Source organism: Pedobacter sp. Bi27, assembly GCF_918698255.1.
GTDB lineage: Bacteria > Bacteroidota > Bacteroidia > Sphingobacteriales > Sphingobacteriaceae > Pedobacter.
In genome coordinates this window covers 198,821-215,602 of sequence record NZ_CAKKMW010000006.1, presented here as the reverse complement: position 1 = coordinate 215,602, position 16,782 = coordinate 198,821, and the positions used below count along the sequence as shown (strand labels likewise).

Genomic DNA, 16,782 nt, shown 5'->3' with positions numbered 1-16,782 from the left:
CTTTTTTAGCAATGGTTCTTGAGCGAAATTTGTAATCTAACTTATCGGCAGAACCATGTTTATTAATTTTTCTAGCTGATGACAATACAAATTCAATAAAAAATGGTCAGTCCCACTATCTCATCAAGCCCCAGCGGTTTAAAAACTGCTATTATCAGATTTCTTATTTATGGTTCAATAATGGTTTTATTGTCTGAATTTCTGAAGTGGAATGTGCAGCATGAAGCAGGAAGTAATAAATTCAATGAACAATCAATTGTAGAATATGTACAGAGCTTGCTACTACTATTAAGTGCCCTTACTTACCTTTATATTTCATTTAAACATAAATCATCATTCCCACTTGCTTTTGCGTTATTTAGCTTCACAATGGCGTCTCTCATCAGGGAGCAAGACGCTTTTCTTGATGAACATGTTTATGATGGAGCGTGGCAAACCGGCGCTTTTGGTCTGCTTTTTCTTGCAGTTATTATTGTATATAGAAATAAAGGACTCTTTTTTTCTAACCTAAACGGTTTTGTAAACAAATTTTCTTTTGGGATACTGTTATCCGGAATTTTAACTACTTATATTTTCGCACGTTTATATGGTAGAAAAGTGTTCTGGATGGCCGTTATGGAAAATCAATATACCCGTGATGTGAAGAATGTATCAGAAGAATCGCTCGAACTTTTTGGCTATACACTCATCCTAATCGCTAGCGTAGAGTTTTACCTGCTTGCGAAAGCAAAAAGCAATAAGCAAGCAGTAACAATGCGCAGCAGCCAAACACCATTTAACCTTTCGGCATAATATACTGAAGGCAGTATTAGACGGATCAATGCCTGATTGCCTAATTACTAATGGCATTGATCAGGTTTTTCACAAAGTGCTTCAAACCTGTATTGCGCATTAAATAATTGAAAGAAATGATACCCAAAAATGCGCAGCTTAATCCGGCTAAAACATCAAGCGTATAATGATGACTGGTATAAACAGCCGAAAACCAGATGCCAATCATCACGGCAGCAAAAAAAATATTGATCTTACCCAACCGGTTTTTTAAGCCATAATAAACAACAATAACGGGATAAGATGAGTGCAGCGATGGCATGGCCGCAAATACATTAGAACCTTTACTGTATATGCCATGAAAAAGTGTAATGTTAAAATAATGGTCAAACCGGGCCAATCCCGCAGTATTGCCAGCAGTTTTCGCAATAAATTCGAAGCCATGTTCCTGCACATACCATGGTGGTGCAGCCGGGAAAGCATAGTACAACACAAAACCTAACAAATTTACCCAAACAAAGGTGAGTGAAAACCGAACAAACTGTTCCTTATTTTTAAAGAAAAGATAAGTAGCAAATGCCAGGGGAACTGGTACCCACATCAGGTAGAAAAACCCGGTCAATACATCCAAAAATGCAGTACTGTTTATTTTCCAATACTCGTTGGGTGTAAGTATTAAGCCATGGTAATTAATGCCGAAAGTATTTTTTTCCAAGTCATATAAATCTTCAATATGTACCGTGTTAAAAAGATAGTTTGGAAAGGCTTTCATGTAATCGAACAGAATCCAGTAGACAATAAAGATTGAAAAGCCGAGGATAAACTGCCTGGTTCCCTTCGAAATAAAAAACAGAGCATTAAAAATAAAAATCAGCACCAGCTGATCGGTTTTAAAGCCAACCAGTAGTACTGATAACAATAGATATCCAACAGATATAGCAACTGTTAGATAAATATTCCGAAGATTATAAAAACTGTTTTTAAGCAATACCTCTTGCTGCATGTTATTTTTTATCAAAATTAGACCTAAAAATATGATCCCAAAAAGTCCAGCTTACCCCATAACCCTTGGTCGAATCGGAATAATGGTGAAGCATATGGTGCTGTTTTAACTGTTTCCAGAAACCGCTTTTAAAATTGGCATGGTGAAGTGCATAATGTACCATATCGTAAAAGAGATAACCGATCATAAAGCCTGAGAAAAATGGGTAAACCACTGTATCGGGCAATAACCAATCGAAAAGAAAATAAAAACCCAAAGCCATAGGAATACTGGCTGAGGGCGGCATGACCAATCTTTTGGCATCGTTGGGATAATCGTGGTGTACACCATGAAAAATAAAATGGATTTTCTTGCCCCATTCCACATCTGGCTCGAAATGAAACACGTAGCGGTGCAAGATATATTCAGTGATTGTCCAAATGCCAAGGCCAAGCAAAAACCAACCTGCAAAGTTCAAAACAGGCATTTCGATTTCCCAAAGCGCTTTCCAAAAAAGAAAGGCAATAACCGGAACATAAACAATTAAAGGCACATAAAACCTAACTTTTGATAGGCTTTCTAAAAAGTCGTTTTTAAACATCCTGATAGATGCTGTCGAATTTGAAACAAAATTCTTTTTCATTGGTAATATTTTTAACTGGTCTTCGACTCCTCATCTAGTCCGTCATCTCGACTGGAGCAAGGCGAAATGGAGAGATCTTTAAACTGTGTTAAAGGGTCTTCGACTCCGCTCAGACTGACATTCAACTCTATTTACATTCGGTCGTCATCTCGACTGAAGCAAGGCGAAATGGAGAGATCTATCTTTTAGATTTCCCGGCTTCGTTGCACTTCGCTCGAAATGACGTGTAGAGCGGACTCCGCTCAGACTGACAAATCGATATAAATTTTAATAAATGGGTCGTCATTGCGAGGCACGAAGCAATCTTAAAGCGATCGCTATAGCCCCCATAGTTTAAGATTGCTTCGTCGGCTGAAAAAGCCTTCTCGCAATGACGAACTTTGTGAGAACGCCCTCCGCTAAACCTTAATCCTTTCAACTAACACTTTTGATGGCTCTGAAGCATCAAAACCTTTTATTTCTACATATTTTACATTCGGAAACCAAAAGGTACCGCCCTCAATCCGAAGGAATATCCGTTCTAGCTGCATTTTTTTATTGTTAATGGTGGCAAAAACATGGTATTTTTTATCTGCACCAGATTTATTTAAATACATCGGCAGTTTTTTATGCGAGGTAAACCGCAGTTCGAACTGGCCGTTACCCAGATTTTTGCTGATAATACCATAAGCAAATTTCCGCTGGATATAACTCAGTTCTTTCTTTTCACCTTTATCTCCGTAGCGCATCCAAAACACATTTACAGGTTGATCCTTATTCACTACGCCATTTTTATCTACATTTAACTGACAGATAATGGTATTGGTATTTGGATCGCGCTGTAAATAAAACAGCTGATTATTAATATCTTTTGGTGTTGGAAAAGTAATCGGAGAAGGATCTGATCCCTGCGCGTTTGCATTAAAAGAAAGCATTCCGGTTAAACTTCCCATTAATACCAAACCGGCAATTAATGCAGCTTTGTTATTTCCTTTTCGCTCATTAAATTCTTGCGCTTCGAGTCCTTTTTTGGCTTCCTGTAACCTTTTAACAGCTGTGATATTGGTTAATACCGCCATTAGGGTAATGGGCATGGTAAAAATCGACATCGTTTCGAAAACATGGAATGAAACACCTGGTACATAAACTTTGTAATTGCCGCCAATAAAATGACCTGCAATACCACAGGCTATGGCAAAAACGCCAATGGTTACTACCCTTTCCGGTCTTTGCATTAAACCGCCTTTACACTCCACACCTAATCCCTCGGCCCTTGCACGGGTATAACTCACCATCATCGAGCCGATCAATGCGATAAATGCGAATAGTGAACTTAAAAAGTAATGATGCGCAACCAGGTAATAACAGATGCCCAAAAACATGATCATTTCGCTATAACGGTCGAGCACCGAATCGTACAAAGCACCAAACTTCGAACTCATGTTGCCTAATCGCGCCACCTGACCGTCGAGCATATCGAACAGGCCTGCAAAAAGCACCAGTGCCCCTCCCCAACCGATGTAAGACATATCGCCGCGGTTCGATTTTTCGGCACCGAGCACAAAAATAACCGCCACACCGATATTCAGGATCAGGCCAATGGTCGTCACCGCATTAGGCGTTAAACCTATTTTTATCAATCCCTTTACAAAAGGGTTAATCACTTTATATATGCCCTGTTGCAGGCTGTCCCTCAGATTTTTTTCCATAGCTTTTTTTCTTATTTCTTAAAAATCAAATTTTACCCTTGCCCTTATTCCCCACTCCGAAACCTCCGGATTATTGAGGTAGTTGAACCGCTTCACCACGTCGACCCTTAATAATTTAAAGATATTGCCTACACCAACACTACCTTCCATATAGGGCTCGTTACCCAATGCATAAGTTCTTTGTGCACCATTTTCGTAAACGGGAAACTGGTACAGCCCCGATTGGAAATTTGGGTTATTTTCATTTCTCAACCCACCATATAGGGCTTTGAATGACACCACTTCCCTCAACTTTAATTTTTTGATCAATGGTACTTTATTAAAAAAGAAGCCGTTAAAATTGTGGTCGATATTGATGCTTACATAGTGATCGCTCACAAATTCAAGAAAGTTCATCAGGTTGTAAGAGTTGAGCTGATAAGCGTAAGTTTGGTTGGCACGGTGTATGGCCAATAAAGGGAAAGGCACTTTTCCGGCGATATAACCACCTTCGAAAGTTACATCGCTATAGCCTAACTGCGATAAATAAAAACGTTTATCGATGCTTCCCATTAAGTTATGGTAATTGTATTCGCCACCGAAAACGCCCTTTAAACCTGCGGTATAACGCAAATTAAATACCGGATAACGATCGGCAATGGGCACACGGTAGATCTTGCCCTGATAAAACTTTTCATTCGGCGCGTACCTTAATTGCAGGGAAATTTCACTGGTACTTAACCGGTTAACAGACTGATTTGCGCCGTTTAGGTAATTGAGTCCGCCGGCAGGCGTTTGGCTCCACTTTTTAAACCCGAGGTTATAAGAAAAGTGATTTTCGAATTCTTTAACATAATCTAAACGATAAAAATCGTTGTAGAGCAACATATCATTTACCCCACGTTTAAACGAGAGCAGGAAATTATCTTCCTGCACAAACTGGAGTTCTTGTCCGGGAATTTTTGTATCGCGCTGAAAACTGGCTCTAACGTAGTTCTGGGGGAATTCGTAGATCGATTTGTTATTCAGCGAATACGTTCCGGAAAGGAAAAACTTCCATTTCTCATCTTTAATCCCATAAGCCAAATAATTTTCGAAATAATAACGTTTACTCAGTTCAGGCGTTGTTCGGCCGCCCACCCGCAGCCTTAAGCCTTCTACATTGTTAAAGCTATAAAATGTATTTACCGGGCCAATTTCATAGGGGCCTAAATTCTGATAACCAGCAAATAAAAGCGTAACGATTTTCATCGTCCGTTTAAAAGACGGCAGGTTTTGCAGGGTATCGATATTGCCGTAAATCTTCAGCTGGTTTTTCGAAATGGTATCCAGTCTGTTTTGCTCCCAGAATTTATCGTCTTTTTTTGCTGCATCGGCCCGCACAACGGTACTTTTCCCTTGAAAAATAGTATCAGGCAGAACCGTATCAAACTGGTAATTCTTATAGGTAACGGTGCGCTCGCCGGTAAAACCTATGCCTTTGGTTTTGCCAATACCAAAATCGGCCAACAGATTACTTTTGCTCAAACTGTATTTGCCTTTGTTGTTGGCTTCAAAATCGAGATCGACTTTTAATGCACGTACAAAATTGAGGTTAATGTTTTTATTTACCCCAAATGAAGCACCCGTAACGGCGTAGTGGCTATCGTTCGTTACATAAATCTTTCCTTCGAACAACATATCGTTTGTATTGCGTGGCGTAAAAGACAGCTCGATGACCTCAGGCTTTTGATTTTTTAACGTATCGGTAATAAAAAACTTATAAAAAGCAGGTGCCCCATCCGAAATCGGACTTAGAAATTCGTTGCTGATTACAGAGATGTTATTTTTATAGATATCAATATCCTGATACATCCTATCGAAATAGGTTTTCATTCCTTTATTATCGATGTACCTGCTATCGAAGTTTACCTGTTTTTCGGCAATAACAACAGTTTTATTTCTTTCCGGATCTTTACTGAGGTAGCTATCGGCTAGTTTCTCCTGAATGTACACCGGCAAGAGGTTTTTTCCGCCAATTAAGGTCGAATCCTGTTCCTGAAATAAAAACTGATAATTTCTGAACATCTTTTTGTTCTTAAACTTTTCCGAAACATTGCTCAACGAGAACAACATCTTCTCATACTGCCTAAAAGACACCGTATTGTAACTCTTAATCCGGTTTTCATCTTTATGGGCAATTACCTGGCGGATCAATTCGACCGCCGGATTATCTTTATTGCGGTATCTCACCTTTTTTCCACCAACAATGACCACTTCATCCAGTGCTTTTGAATCAGGAACCAATGCAATATCGAGTTCCTGCGTTGCAGATGGCATAACATTTTTAAAAACTGCCCGATAACCTACATAGTTAAAAGTGATTTCGCTTTGTGGATCGGGAGAAACCAATGTATACTTTCCGTTCACATCGGTCTGTATGCCTATTTTAGTGTCTTTAAAAAAGACGGAAACATTCGGCAGTGTTTCTTTGGTTACGGCATCGCGCACCGTTCCCGACACTGCGGTTCTTTGGCCAAAAGCATTTACCTGCAAAATAAAACTGAGCACCACGAGGAGAAAAAATGAATAGATCGGTTTCATTTAACTTGAAAAAATAAACTGCTTTTGCATGATATAATTGTAGCTTACCCCGGTTAAAACTGAGCTAAGCACTTTAGCGAGAACATAATTAAGATTAAAAAAATGGGTGAGCACAAACACACCCGCGGTTACGATAATGAGATTGCCTGTCCATACCAAAATGTATTTTAAGATCTGCCATTTAATCGCTGTAGATTCACTTTCGAAAACCCATTTACGGTTCACATAAAAATTAACAGCACCGCCTGTAACCGTACCGGTAATACTTGCTGCCAGATACCACCAGCCAAAAAGATTTGCGGCAATGATGGTCACACCAAAATCTGTTGCCGAGGCCACTAAAGATGATGCCTGTGCTTTTAGATAAGTGAACATCATGGTTAAAACAGTGCTAAAACAACAACCAGTTGCAGTATAACATTTGCATAAATCCCCGCCAGCACATCATCTGCCATTACACCCCAGCCACCAGGTAATTCTTCGAGTTTTCGGATGTAAAGCGGCTTGAGGATATCAAAAAACCTAAAAAGAATAAGTCCTATAAGGGTGTATTCCCACTTTAAAGGCACAAACAAGAGGGTGATGCACATTCCCGCCACTTCATCAATCACCACCCTACCGTGGTCTTTTCCCCAAATCTCTTCTACCCGATCGGTACTCATTACCCCCAAAATCACGATGAGCATAGTGAAGAGCACCGGCCATAAATAAGGGTTGGTATAAGGGCTCTGGAAAAGATGCCAGCAGATGCAGGTTGCTATTGCAGCATAAGTACCTGCGCCCTTGCCGATATACCCGATTCCCAGAGCCGTTGAAAGAAATTTGTGGATAAACACTATACTGTTTCTATCAGTTCTTCTTCGTAATCCTGACCTAAATGGGTGATCAATTCTTCGCCCATAATGTAACGTAAGGTGTTCTGAAGTTTCATTAACTGTTTAAAAATGTCGTTTTCTGCAGGTACACCTGGGATCGTTTGTGGCGATTTCAGGTAGAATGATAACCATTCCTGAATGCCCGATAGGTTTGCACGTTTAGCCAGATCGATAAACAAAGCAAGATCTAATACAATCGGTGCGGCTAAAATCGAATCGCGGCAAAGGAAATTGATTTTAATCTGCATTTTGTAGCCTAACCAACCGAAAATATCGATGTTATCCCAGCTTTCTTTGTTATCACCGTGAGGCGGATAATAGTTGATCCTGATTTTGTGGTACATATCGCCATACAAATCAGGGTTAACCTCTGGTTTAAAGATATCTTCCAGCACACCAAGTTTGGATACTTCTTTTGTTTTAAAATTATCAGGATCGTCTAACACCAAACCATCGCGGTTACCTAAAATGTTATCAGAAAACCAACCGTTTACACCTAACGAACGTGCCGCCAAACCAGGTGCCAAAATGGTTTTCATTAAAGTTTGACCGGTTTTAAAATCTTTACCGGCAATTGGGGTATCGGTTTCTTTAGCCAGTTCGATTAAGGCTGGAATATCTACCGTTAAGTTTGGTGCTCCATTAGCGAAAGGAATTCCTAATTTTAATGCGGCATAAGCATAGATCATACTTGGTGCAATACGCAAATCGTTATCTCTTAAACCTTGCTCAAATGCAGCCAGCGATTCGTGAACTTCTGATGGTTCGAAATAAATTTCGGTAGAACCACACCACACCAATACTATACGATCGCAATTGTTTTCTGCTTTGAAGTTTTTAATATCTTCCATTACGGCTAAAGCCAGTTCGTAACGGTTATCGAGATCTTTTACATATTTACCATCAAGGTTTTTTACATAATTTCTGTCGAAAGCAGCGCGCATCGGTTTAATGGCCTGTAATTCCTCGCGTACATCGCGCAAAAGGTTCGCGTCTAATACCCGGGCATTCATTGCCGCTTCGTAAACATTATCTTCGTAAACATCCCAGCCACCGAAAACTAAGTCTTCAAGACCAGCCAGAGGCACAAAATCTTTAATTTTTGGTTCTCTTTTTTCTGTTCTTTTTCCCAAACGGATGGTACCCATCTGTGTTAACGAACCGATCGGTTTTGATATCCCTTTTTTAATCGCAGCAACTCCGGCAATCATGGTTGTTGCTACAGCGCCTAATCCTGGCATTAATATTCCCAGCTTGCCTTCAGCTGCTTTTACTTGTTGTTTCATTCTATTTTATTTAAAATCTTATAACCAATTGTTTTTACGGTACCAGTTTATGGTTTCATTAAGCCCTTGTTCGAGTCCGAATTCGGGCACAAAACCAAAGTCGTTCTGAATATTTTTAATGTCGCAGCCCCAATTGAGTGCCGTGAGTTCTTTTATCTTATCTACATTTAAAGCAGGAATCTTATTAAACATGCCATACAAACGTTCCATCGACCAGGCAAGGCCCTTAATCATTTGCACAGGTACGTTCACGGTCAACGTTTTTTTGTTTAAGGCCTTGCGCACATGGCTAGCGAGTGCAGAACGGCTATAAACTGCCCCATCAGAAATGTTATAACTTTTGCCAACAACATCAGATGCAAGTGCTTTTATAATAATATTGGCCAAATCGGTGGCGTACACAAAGCTTAGTTCCTGTTCCTGCTTGCCGATATACAGCTCCAGCCCTGCTTTAATGGTTTTAATCAATATGAAAATGTCTTTCTCCCTCGGCCCATATACTGCTGTCGGCCTGAAGGTGATTAGCGGCAGATTCGGAATCTGAGCCAAGTAGGTTTCGGCAAGCGCTTTGCTGATTCCATAATTGGTTACCGGATTTGATGCCCCCTTATCAGTCAGTTTTTCATTCTTTCTATTTAAAGGCCCCAGCGCAGCCAAACTGCTGATAAATACAAATTTCTTTATACTATGTACCGATTTTGAAGCCGCCAAAGCCAGGTTCCGGGTATAAATGGCGTTTACCTGATTGTAATCATCGAGTTTTTTTGCCTTGGTTACCGCAGCTGCATGCACGATGTAGTCATATCTTTTTTCCTCTATATTTTCCTTCAACAGGTATATGGAAGAAAGATCAAGGTCAACATAGTTGATCGGAAAATCTTTAAGATGTGCTGCAGTGGCCGATTGACGTACATTTGCATACACTTCAAGATCATTCGCCAAAGCAGATTTTATCAGGTGATACCCTACAAATCCTGTCGCTCCTGTAATCAACACCCGCTTTTTCATATCGCTTTCTCTAAAATCCTGTATTTACGATATAGTTTTCCACCAATATCTTCAATAGGTTTATTGATCAGATCGTTATGATCTAAAGTCCAGCTGGCCTCTGCATATTTCATGTTTTTAGCCTTGAAATGTTTGATGATACGACCATAAAGACAAGCTTCAATCCCCATTTTACGGTAACCATCTACCACACCAAGCAACAAAATACGAATCCCATCAATTTTCTTTTTATTGGCCAAAAGCTTGATTAAACCTGTTGGGAACAACCTACCGCGTTTAATTTTGATCAGGATCTGATTGATATCAGGAATGGCCAATGCAAAACCCACAATCTTACCGTGCTGCTCGGCCAGGATACAAAACTCTGGGTCGAGGATCAGTTTTAAGTCGTTTGCGGTATAGTCGAATTCTTTATCCGTCATCGGTACAAAACCAAGGTTTTTATCCCATGCTTTATTGTATACCTCCCTCACGGCGTTACACTCCTCCTTGAATTTTTTCATGTTGATTTTACGCAGCACGATTTCGTTACGGAGTAGGCGTTCTTCTATCCTATCCAGCAGTCTAACCGATCTTTCGCTATAATTACCCGCGGTGTAGCGGTACGCTCTTAAATCGACATTTTTCCGAAAGCCGGTTTGCTCTAAGAGCGACAGATAATATGGCGCATTATATGGCATCATGGCCACAGGTGGCCCATCGAAACCTTCAATCAGTAATCCGCATACTTCGTTGGTCGAAAAATTTACCGGACCTAAAACTTTCGTCAGTCCTCTTTCCGATAACCAATCCTGTGCAGCATTTAAAAGCTGCAAGGCAACTTCCGCATCATTTATACAATCGAAAAAACCGAAGAAACCATCATGTCCGCCGTAAACCTTATTGTGGTTTGTATTGTTAATTGCTGCAATGCGCCCAACTACTTTACCTTCGTTGTACAGCAAAAAAAGCTGTATTTCCGAATGTTCGTAAAAAGGATGTTTGCCTGGGGTAAGCAAGTCGCGTTGGGCAATAAAAAGCTCAGGGACATAGTTTACATCAGCCGCATACAATTCGTGTGGGAAATCTACAAATGCCTTTAATGCTTTTTTACCAGAAACCTTTACCAGTTCTCTCATGATTGGCTTCCTACTAATTCTACGTTAACCGCTTTAAAAGCAGCACTTAGTTTGCTTATGGCTGAATCAATTTGTTCGAAAGTATGTGTGGCCATTAAAGAGAACCTGATCAAAGATGAATCGGAAGGCACCGCTGGCGAAACTACCGGGTTTACAAATACCCCATTTTGCTGAAGGATATTCGTAATCATAAAGGTTTTGGTATTATCGCGGATGTAAATGGGAATAATCGGACTATTGCTGTGCCCGATATCGAAACCGGCCTCGAGCAATAGTTTTTTCGCATATTCTGTATTGGCCCAGAGTTTATCAATCCTTTCAGGCTCCGATTCGATGATATCCAATGCAGCAATTACACTTGCTACAGCAGAAGGCGGCATACTCGCGCTGAACATCAGTGAGCGGGCGCGGTGCTTAATATATTCAATGGTTTCGGTACTGCCCGCAATAAAACCACCTAACGAGGCCAGCGATTTGCTAAAAGTGCCCATAATCAGGTCTACATCCTCCGTAAGGTTAAAATGTGATGCCGTTCCTGAACCATTAAAACCGATTACTCCTAAACTGTGTGCATCATCCATCATAATATTGGCGCCAAATTCATTGGCAATATTTACCATTTCAGGAAGATTAACTAAATCGCCTTCCATACTAAAAATCCCATCAGAAACAATCAGTTTAGCGGCATCTTCAGGTAATCTGCTTAGTTTTCGGCGCAGATCCTGCATATCGTTATGTGCATACTTGATGGTTCGCGAGAAGGACAAACGGCTTCCATCAATAATCGAGGCATGGTCGTACTCATCAAGCAACAAATAATCGTTACGATCTAACAAACAGGATATTACCCCTAAGTTGACCTGAAAACCAGTACTAAAAAGCACTGCGGCTTCTTTGCCCACATATTCTGCGAGGCGATTTTCCAATTCGAGGTGAATATCGAGCGAGCCATTCAGAAAGCGCGATCCTGCGCAGCCAGTCCCATATTTTTCGATGGCTGCTTTTGCAGCTTCTTTTATTTTGGGATGATTGGTTAACCCTAAATAGGAATTAGAACCAAACATGAGTACCTTTTTTCCATTGATAACCACCTCGGTATCCTGGCCTGATTCAATCGACCTGAAATAAGGATATAATCCCTTTTCTTTTATTATCGCTGCATCCTTAAAAGAGGCAATTCTATCTTGTAATTTTTTACGCATGCTGAACACTTATATTCTTCAGTTTTTAAAACCCTGTTCTGAAAATTTGGCCTGTACCTGAATGCTACCGTAGCGATCAAAATCACTAGGTAGATTAAGACCGCATTAACCAAACGATTTGATAACACAATTTTAACGCGGAATTGAACCCAAAAAAAGGTTCAAATGTGGGATATATTGGTCAAAAAGTTGGATCGATGAAATGTGACATTCAGATGAATTGACCAATTGACATTCTGACTTTTATTATAAAATAGTAAAAAGTTTAAAAACAAGTACAAAACCACTAAAAACAAGATAAATACCTGTAATTAAACAGGTTAAAATACGTAAAATTCTTAATCAAAAACACCAAAATCAATCAGAAATTAGTCATTTTAAAAAAATGTTCTTGCAAAATTCGTTGCGAACATTACATTTGTCATAGCAAAATCCGACAGATAAAGGGCGAAAAACTATCCGTAAAAGGGTGGCTGAAATTGTAGTGTAAAAGATGATCGAATCTGTTAAGAAATTATTAAAAAACGCTGAACGATTTTATGCAACAAGAGTTACTCAATAAAACTTTTTCAGAAAAAAACCATGAAGAGGCGCTTTCTTTAAATGATGGATTGATGGCAAAAATTCACCATAGCAGTGATCCGCGTTATTGCAGTTCGGAACCTTTCCGGGTATCAAGTTATGCCCTAATTCTGGTCACCAAGGGAAAGATGAACCTTCGGATAAATTTTGTAGAGCACGTATTAAATCACAGAGACATTCTACTCATTTTTCCACATGCAGTTTATGAGATTAAGGACAACAGCGATGTTTCTTTCATTAGTATCCATTTTAACAAAAGTTATTTAAAAAACAAAGGTATATTCTTTAATAGCGGAGAAGCTTACAGAATGTTCCAGAACGATCCTACTCATAAATTTTCATTATCAAAAGAAGAATATACATTCATTTACTACGACATGCTTGCGCTGCACAAAAAGCTGAATGTACCTAAAGATACCCCGCAGATTAAAAATATTGTGCACAATAGCTTTCTGGAACTGCTGTACGACCTCTTTTTGTTAAAGAACAAACAGAAAGATCCAATACCTTTTGCTCATGATAGCAAGACAGAACTCACCAATCGCTTTTTATCGTTGGTATCGGAAAACTTTAAGAAGGAAAAACGTGTAATTTATTATGCCAACTGTTTACGCATCACGCCAAGGCATTTATCGCAGGTTGTTAAACAGGTAACCGATAGAACAGCGGGAGAAGTTATTGACGAAATGGTGATCAGGGAGGCGAAATTACTGTTAACCAGTCATGTTATGAATATTTCGGAGGTAGCTATGGAACTGCGCTTTAGCAACTCCTCTTTTTTCGGTAAGTTTTTTAAAAAACAGACGGGCATTACCCCATCTGAGTATAAATTATCGAATAATATTGCTGTTTAGATCAATCTCATCAGACTGCTAACTACCTTCGGTGAGCTCGGTTTACTTCGCAGCTTTCTGTTTCACTACAGGTCATGGTGACGACCGCAAGCGGGGATAACGCTGCCGGTCATTCGCCCAATATTATTAAGTTAAGCATAAGCGTTGTAAGTCTGAGGGATAATTTATTTTATAAAAATCAATATAAACGACGCATATCCTTTTTTTGTCCAGAGGCTCATTCTTGCCTCGGCTCACCGCCGCCGAAAGACTCTTTCTTTTTGGCATCAAAAAGACCAGCGTAGCTAGCTTGAATGCCATTGAAAGCATAAAAGCCCATGAAAAAACAAAAAATGCCGGCTGAAAATTTTTCTTTAAGGGCCAGTGATGTGGCTGGGTCAGCAGAATCCGAAAAATTTGTTAGGCCGGATTTAAGTGGAACGGGGATGCGGTGCTGTGGCCTAGCTGGGTGGAAATGCATAGTATCGCAAATATCTTATTAGTAAGCAATTGCAAAATAACGTTTCCTCCTTAACTTAACGGCATTGGTTACCCGCCTGCAACGGGGAGGGTTTTATTATGTCAATAGTTAAGTATTCGCCATAAATCAAAATAATTTAACCACAGATAAAAAGGATGCACACAGATATGGAAATCCGTGTTTATCTGTGTGCATCTATGGTTAAAACCCTGTAAACTTAACGATATTGGTTATTTGCGGGGTAGCGGTTTATTATACACATAATAGCAGTACTATTTCTGCCTCCTAAACCTGATCGAAGCGAGATGCCGATTTCCTTCAAATTGGCAGAAGCGGGAGCAGGACTGAACCGCCCTAAATGCTCCTGCAATTGCTTTCCAAAAAACAAATGTTAATGTTATGGATTTACACTAGTCAATTTTTTACCTGCTAGATCTTCCCATCTATAAAAATGAAAGGTTTTATCATCGCTCATAGCCACCAACAAACCGTGTTTAAAATCGGCGTTTAAAGGAACTGAAACCACATCAATACCATCCGTTTGATTGGCTGAATATTTAATGGTGGTTAACAGTGGATGTGGATGAGCAGTATTGGTTTTAGCCACCCGATCGTACACTTTTAACTGCTTAGCCCCCTGATCGGATACCATGATATATCCTTTATTCCCTGAAGTTTTATAAATAGCAATCCCCTCATTGTCGACAGCATAATCGCCCTGCCCAAACAGTGCCAGTTCTTTATTCCCTTTGGCCGGATCGGCATAATACTTGCGTACGCCAACCTGCTCATCGCAATAATAAACATAACCCAGTTCGTTATCAACAGCAATGGCTTCTATTTCCTTTTTACCACTATACTGGCCAAATTTTCGAACCAAATCTGCTTTAACATTGCCTTTTCCGTCGTCAGTTAACAGGTATTGCCAAAGATAACCTCCGTTTTTAGGTCCCGTTTTACGGCCAACAATTGCATAAATTTTTCCACTTGGATCGGTATACATCGAAATCCCCATCAAATCGCGGTACTCTGCCCCTGCTTCGCCAACAAAAACAGGAATTCCGCCATTATCTATTACTTTCATATCAGGAAGGGAAAATATGCGTAGTTTATGCGTATAACGTTCTGTGGTTATGGCAATATCTGTTTTTTTTCCAGCCAACAATAAACCATAGGCTATATCAACGTTGTTTGGGCGCTTTAAGCCTTTTACGGTTTTTGACCTGATGATTTTACCTTTCAGATCGAAAACATATAAACCGCCACTGCTATCTTTATCGGTACCGATTACCAAAGACTGCGCCGGATTATCCGGGTTTACCCAGATAGCAGGATCATCAGTGTCAAAATCGACAGGATCGGATACGTATAAGGGCTTTACTGCTGTACTACTTCCGCTTTGTGCGCCTCCATTACAAGAAATGGTCAGGCTTAGAACCGCAAAAGCGGCAAGTTTTAATATATTATTATGTTTCATTTTATATTTTAGTTCCGTATGCACCAATAAATGTTGATGGTGAAGGTGAGCTATAGGTGATACCATTTTTCATTGTAATTCCGGCCTGGTGATGGCGGGTAAAGTTAGTGATGCCTTTACCCAAAGCCGGTGAGTTACCTTGAAGGTGAAAATCCCATGCGGTATTAAAATCGGCATTGGTAACCGCAGTGTTTAATGGATAATTTACAAATTTAGGATCATTTGCTCCGGCAACATTGCTGATCACATCACTTTTACCACCCACAATATCGCCAGTTGGCTGAAACTGGTTTACAGTCGCCTGATCGAAACCATAATACCAGTTATTGCTATAAGCAGAACGGTTATCTTCAGGCTTTTTTGGATCTCTTTTTACACCAAAACGGGTATTGGCGAAAAGATTATTATACAGATCGGCACGTACTGTGCTCTCCAGCCAGATCGATCCGCCTTTGGCCGTTGGTCTTCTCCAGCCCGTATTCACCATGGTATTGTTATAGGCAATAATATAGGCTTGTGGTGTTTTATCTCCAGTGTTAGATAATTTTAAGGCATTGGTATTGGTGCTATAAACCAGGTTATAGGCCACATCTGCCAAACAGCCCGATTTAAAGTTCATGGCTTCTCCTCCTGTTACGCCAGTGGTATAAAACACATTATTGGCAAAAATAATCTTTCCACCATCAATGTAAGTACAATCTTCCTGGAGGTTTCTGAAGATGCTATTTTGAACCACTAATTTGCCATTAGCATTGGCAAACCAGAGCGCGGGTAAGTTTTCTCCGGCTTTTGCTTTATAAAGTCCCATTTTAACCGATGTTGAAGCATCTGAAGTAGTTGATCCTGCGTATTCGAGAATTACATGATCAAGCACCAGTTCATCACATGTTTGGCCGGCTAAAATACCTCCCCAAAGCTTTCCGAATTTTTTTGATGGGGTTTTATAAAACTCATTTACCGTAAACCTGATCGGATTTTCTGCAGTTCCAAGTGCGTACAGATTACCTTTTATAATAATTTCTGGTTTCGCAACTGTATCCATCAGCACCGTTACCCCCTCTTCAATCGTAAGTGTTTTCCCTTCCGGAATTACAATGTCGCCTTCAATAACCTGCGTACTGCCTTTTGCCCAAACCCCGGAAACCTCGCCAATTGCCGATCCATCAACAGCAGTGGTATCTACATCGATATTGGCTTTCTCGCATCCTGCTAAGGCCAGCACAACAAGGATTAATAATTTAAAAATCTGATTTGATTTCATGTCTTTGTTTCTT

At 40.0% G+C, this 16,782-nt stretch carries 15 protein-coding genes; 2 read left to right on the top strand and 13 right to left on the bottom strand.

The window, feature by feature from the left end; translation table 11 throughout:
• The first annotated feature begins 189 nt into the window (after window positions 1–189).
• On the top strand, window positions 190–792 hold the full coding sequence (locus LQ227_RS20060; protein WP_230150718.1) for a hypothetical protein: 603 nt from the start codon (window positions 190–192) through the stop codon (window positions 790–792).
• Window positions 793–832: 40 nt separating this feature from the next.
• Here the strand turns inward: LQ227_RS20060 and LQ227_RS20055 are convergent, their stop codons facing one another.
• From LQ227_RS20055 to LQ227_RS20010, 10 genes are all read right to left on the bottom strand, one after another.
• Entirely contained in the window at window positions 833–1,774 is a 942-nt protein-coding gene (locus LQ227_RS20055; RefSeq protein WP_230144968.1) for a phosphatase PAP2 family protein, read from the bottom strand.
• 1 nt (window position 1,775) lies between these two features.
• Window positions 1,776–2,396: a sterol desaturase family protein gene (locus LQ227_RS20050; RefSeq protein ID WP_230144967.1), complete on the bottom strand. Its 621-nt coding sequence runs from the start codon at window positions 2,394–2,396 to the stop codon at window positions 1,776–1,778.
• A 398-nt stretch (window positions 2,397–2,794) separates the two neighbouring features.
• Window positions 2,795–4,084, bottom strand: coding sequence for a DUF4833 domain-containing protein (locus LQ227_RS20045; RefSeq protein WP_230144966.1), 1,290 nt, complete (start codon window positions 4,082–4,084; stop codon window positions 2,795–2,797).
• An 18-nt stretch (window positions 4,085–4,102) separates the two neighbouring features.
• The gene (locus LQ227_RS20040) at window positions 4,103–6,646 is read right to left on the bottom strand and encodes a DUF5686 and carboxypeptidase-like regulatory domain-containing protein (protein ID WP_230144965.1); all 2,544 of its coding nucleotides are present in this window, start codon (window positions 6,644–6,646) and stop codon (window positions 4,103–4,105) included.
• Window positions 6,647–7,024: a GtrA family protein gene (locus LQ227_RS20035; RefSeq protein WP_230144964.1), complete on the bottom strand. Its 378-nt coding sequence runs from the start codon at window positions 7,022–7,024 to the stop codon at window positions 6,647–6,649.
• Between the two features lie 2 nt (window positions 7,025–7,026).
• Window positions 7,027–7,482: a phosphatidylglycerophosphatase A gene (locus LQ227_RS20030; protein ID WP_230150717.1), complete on the bottom strand. Its 456-nt coding sequence runs from the start codon at window positions 7,480–7,482 to the stop codon at window positions 7,027–7,029.
• Window positions 7,482–8,807: an inositol-3-phosphate synthase gene (locus tag LQ227_RS20025; RefSeq protein WP_057933740.1), complete on the bottom strand. Its 1,326-nt coding sequence runs from the start codon at window positions 8,805–8,807 to the stop codon at window positions 7,482–7,484. Before LQ227_RS20025 ends, LQ227_RS20030 begins: the two co-directional genes overlap by 1 nt.
• An 18-nt stretch (window positions 8,808–8,825) precedes the next feature.
• Window positions 8,826–9,815 (bottom strand): NAD(P)-dependent oxidoreductase, encoded by a 990-nt coding sequence (locus tag LQ227_RS20020; protein WP_230150716.1) that lies wholly within the window; start codon window positions 9,813–9,815, stop codon window positions 8,826–8,828.
• Complete coding sequence (locus tag LQ227_RS20015) at window positions 9,812–10,933, bottom strand: hypothetical protein (RefSeq protein ID WP_230144961.1); 1,122 nt, start codon at window positions 10,931–10,933, stop codon at window positions 9,812–9,814. The genes LQ227_RS20020 and LQ227_RS20015 overlap by 4 nt, the downstream gene beginning before the upstream one ends.
• Entirely contained in the window at window positions 10,930–12,135 is a 1,206-nt protein-coding gene (locus LQ227_RS20010; protein WP_230144960.1) for an aminotransferase class I/II-fold pyridoxal phosphate-dependent enzyme, read from the bottom strand. Before LQ227_RS20010 ends, LQ227_RS20015 begins: the two co-directional genes overlap by 4 nt.
• Before the next feature lie 539 nt (window positions 12,136–12,674).
• Between LQ227_RS20010 and LQ227_RS20005 the strand changes: the two genes are divergently transcribed.
• The gene (locus LQ227_RS20005; RefSeq protein WP_230144959.1) at window positions 12,675–13,571 is read left to right on the top strand and encodes a helix-turn-helix domain-containing protein; all 897 of its coding nucleotides are present in this window, start codon (window positions 12,675–12,677) and stop codon (window positions 13,569–13,571) included.
• A gap of 217 nt (window positions 13,572–13,788) precedes the next feature.
• On the opposite strand, the gene LQ227_RS20000 is transcribed toward LQ227_RS20005, so the two are convergent.
• The 3 genes from LQ227_RS20000 to LQ227_RS19990 all read right to left on the bottom strand — a co-directional run bounded on the left by LQ227_RS20000 (window position 13,789) and on the right by LQ227_RS19990 (window position 16,769).
• A complete protein-coding gene (locus LQ227_RS20000) occupies window positions 13,789–14,031 on the bottom strand; it encodes a hypothetical protein (RefSeq protein WP_230144958.1) in 243 nt (80 codons plus the stop codon).
• Window positions 14,032–14,428: 397 nt separating this feature from the next.
• Window positions 14,429–15,508 (bottom strand): phytase, encoded by a 1,080-nt coding sequence (locus tag LQ227_RS19995; protein ID WP_230144957.1) that lies wholly within the window; start codon window positions 15,506–15,508, stop codon window positions 14,429–14,431.
• 1 nt (window position 15,509) lies between these two features.
• Window positions 15,510–16,769: a right-handed parallel beta-helix repeat-containing protein gene (locus LQ227_RS19990; protein WP_230150713.1), complete on the bottom strand. Its 1,260-nt coding sequence runs from the start codon at window positions 16,767–16,769 to the stop codon at window positions 15,510–15,512.
• Window positions 16,770–16,782 lie beyond the last annotated feature (13 nt).

Coding starts and splice junctions, on each gene's coding strand:
- LQ227_RS20025 (WP_057933740.1), bottom strand. CDS start 8,807: ATGAAACAACAAGTAAAAGCAGCTGAAGGCAAGCTGGGAATATTAATG.
- LQ227_RS20055 (WP_230144968.1), bottom strand. CDS start 1,774: ATGCAGCAAGAGGTATTGCTTAAAAACAGTTTTTATAATCTTCGGAAT.
- LQ227_RS20040 (WP_230144965.1), bottom strand. CDS start 6,646: ATGAAACCGATCTATTCATTTTTTCTCCTCGTGGTGCTCAGTTTTATT.
- LQ227_RS20020 (WP_230150716.1), bottom strand. CDS start 9,815: ATGAAAAAGCGGGTGTTGATTACAGGAGCGACAGGATTTGTAGGGTAT.
- LQ227_RS19990 (WP_230150713.1), bottom strand. CDS start 16,769: ATGAAATCAAATCAGATTTTTAAATTATTAATCCTTGTTGTGCTGGCC.
- LQ227_RS20000 (WP_230144958.1), bottom strand. CDS start 14,031: ATGCATTTCCACCCAGCTAGGCCACAGCACCGCATCCCCGTTCCACTT.
- LQ227_RS19995 (WP_230144957.1), bottom strand. CDS start 15,508: ATGAAACATAATAATATATTAAAACTTGCCGCTTTTGCGGTTCTAAGC.
- LQ227_RS20045 (WP_230144966.1), bottom strand. CDS start 4,084: ATGGAAAAAAATCTGAGGGACAGCCTGCAACAGGGCATATATAAAGTG.
- LQ227_RS20050 (WP_230144967.1), bottom strand. CDS start 2,396: ATGAAAAAGAATTTTGTTTCAAATTCGACAGCATCTATCAGGATGTTT.
- LQ227_RS20005 (WP_230144959.1), top strand. CDS start 12,675: ATGCAACAAGAGTTACTCAATAAAACTTTTTCAGAAAAAAACCATGAA.
- LQ227_RS20015 (WP_230144961.1), bottom strand. CDS start 10,933: ATGAGAGAACTGGTAAAGGTTTCTGGTAAAAAAGCATTAAAGGCATTT.
- LQ227_RS20010 (WP_230144960.1), bottom strand. CDS start 12,135: ATGCGTAAAAAATTACAAGATAGAATTGCCTCTTTTAAGGATGCAGCG.
- LQ227_RS20035 (WP_230144964.1), bottom strand. CDS start 7,024: ATGATGTTCACTTATCTAAAAGCACAGGCATCATCTTTAGTGGCCTCG.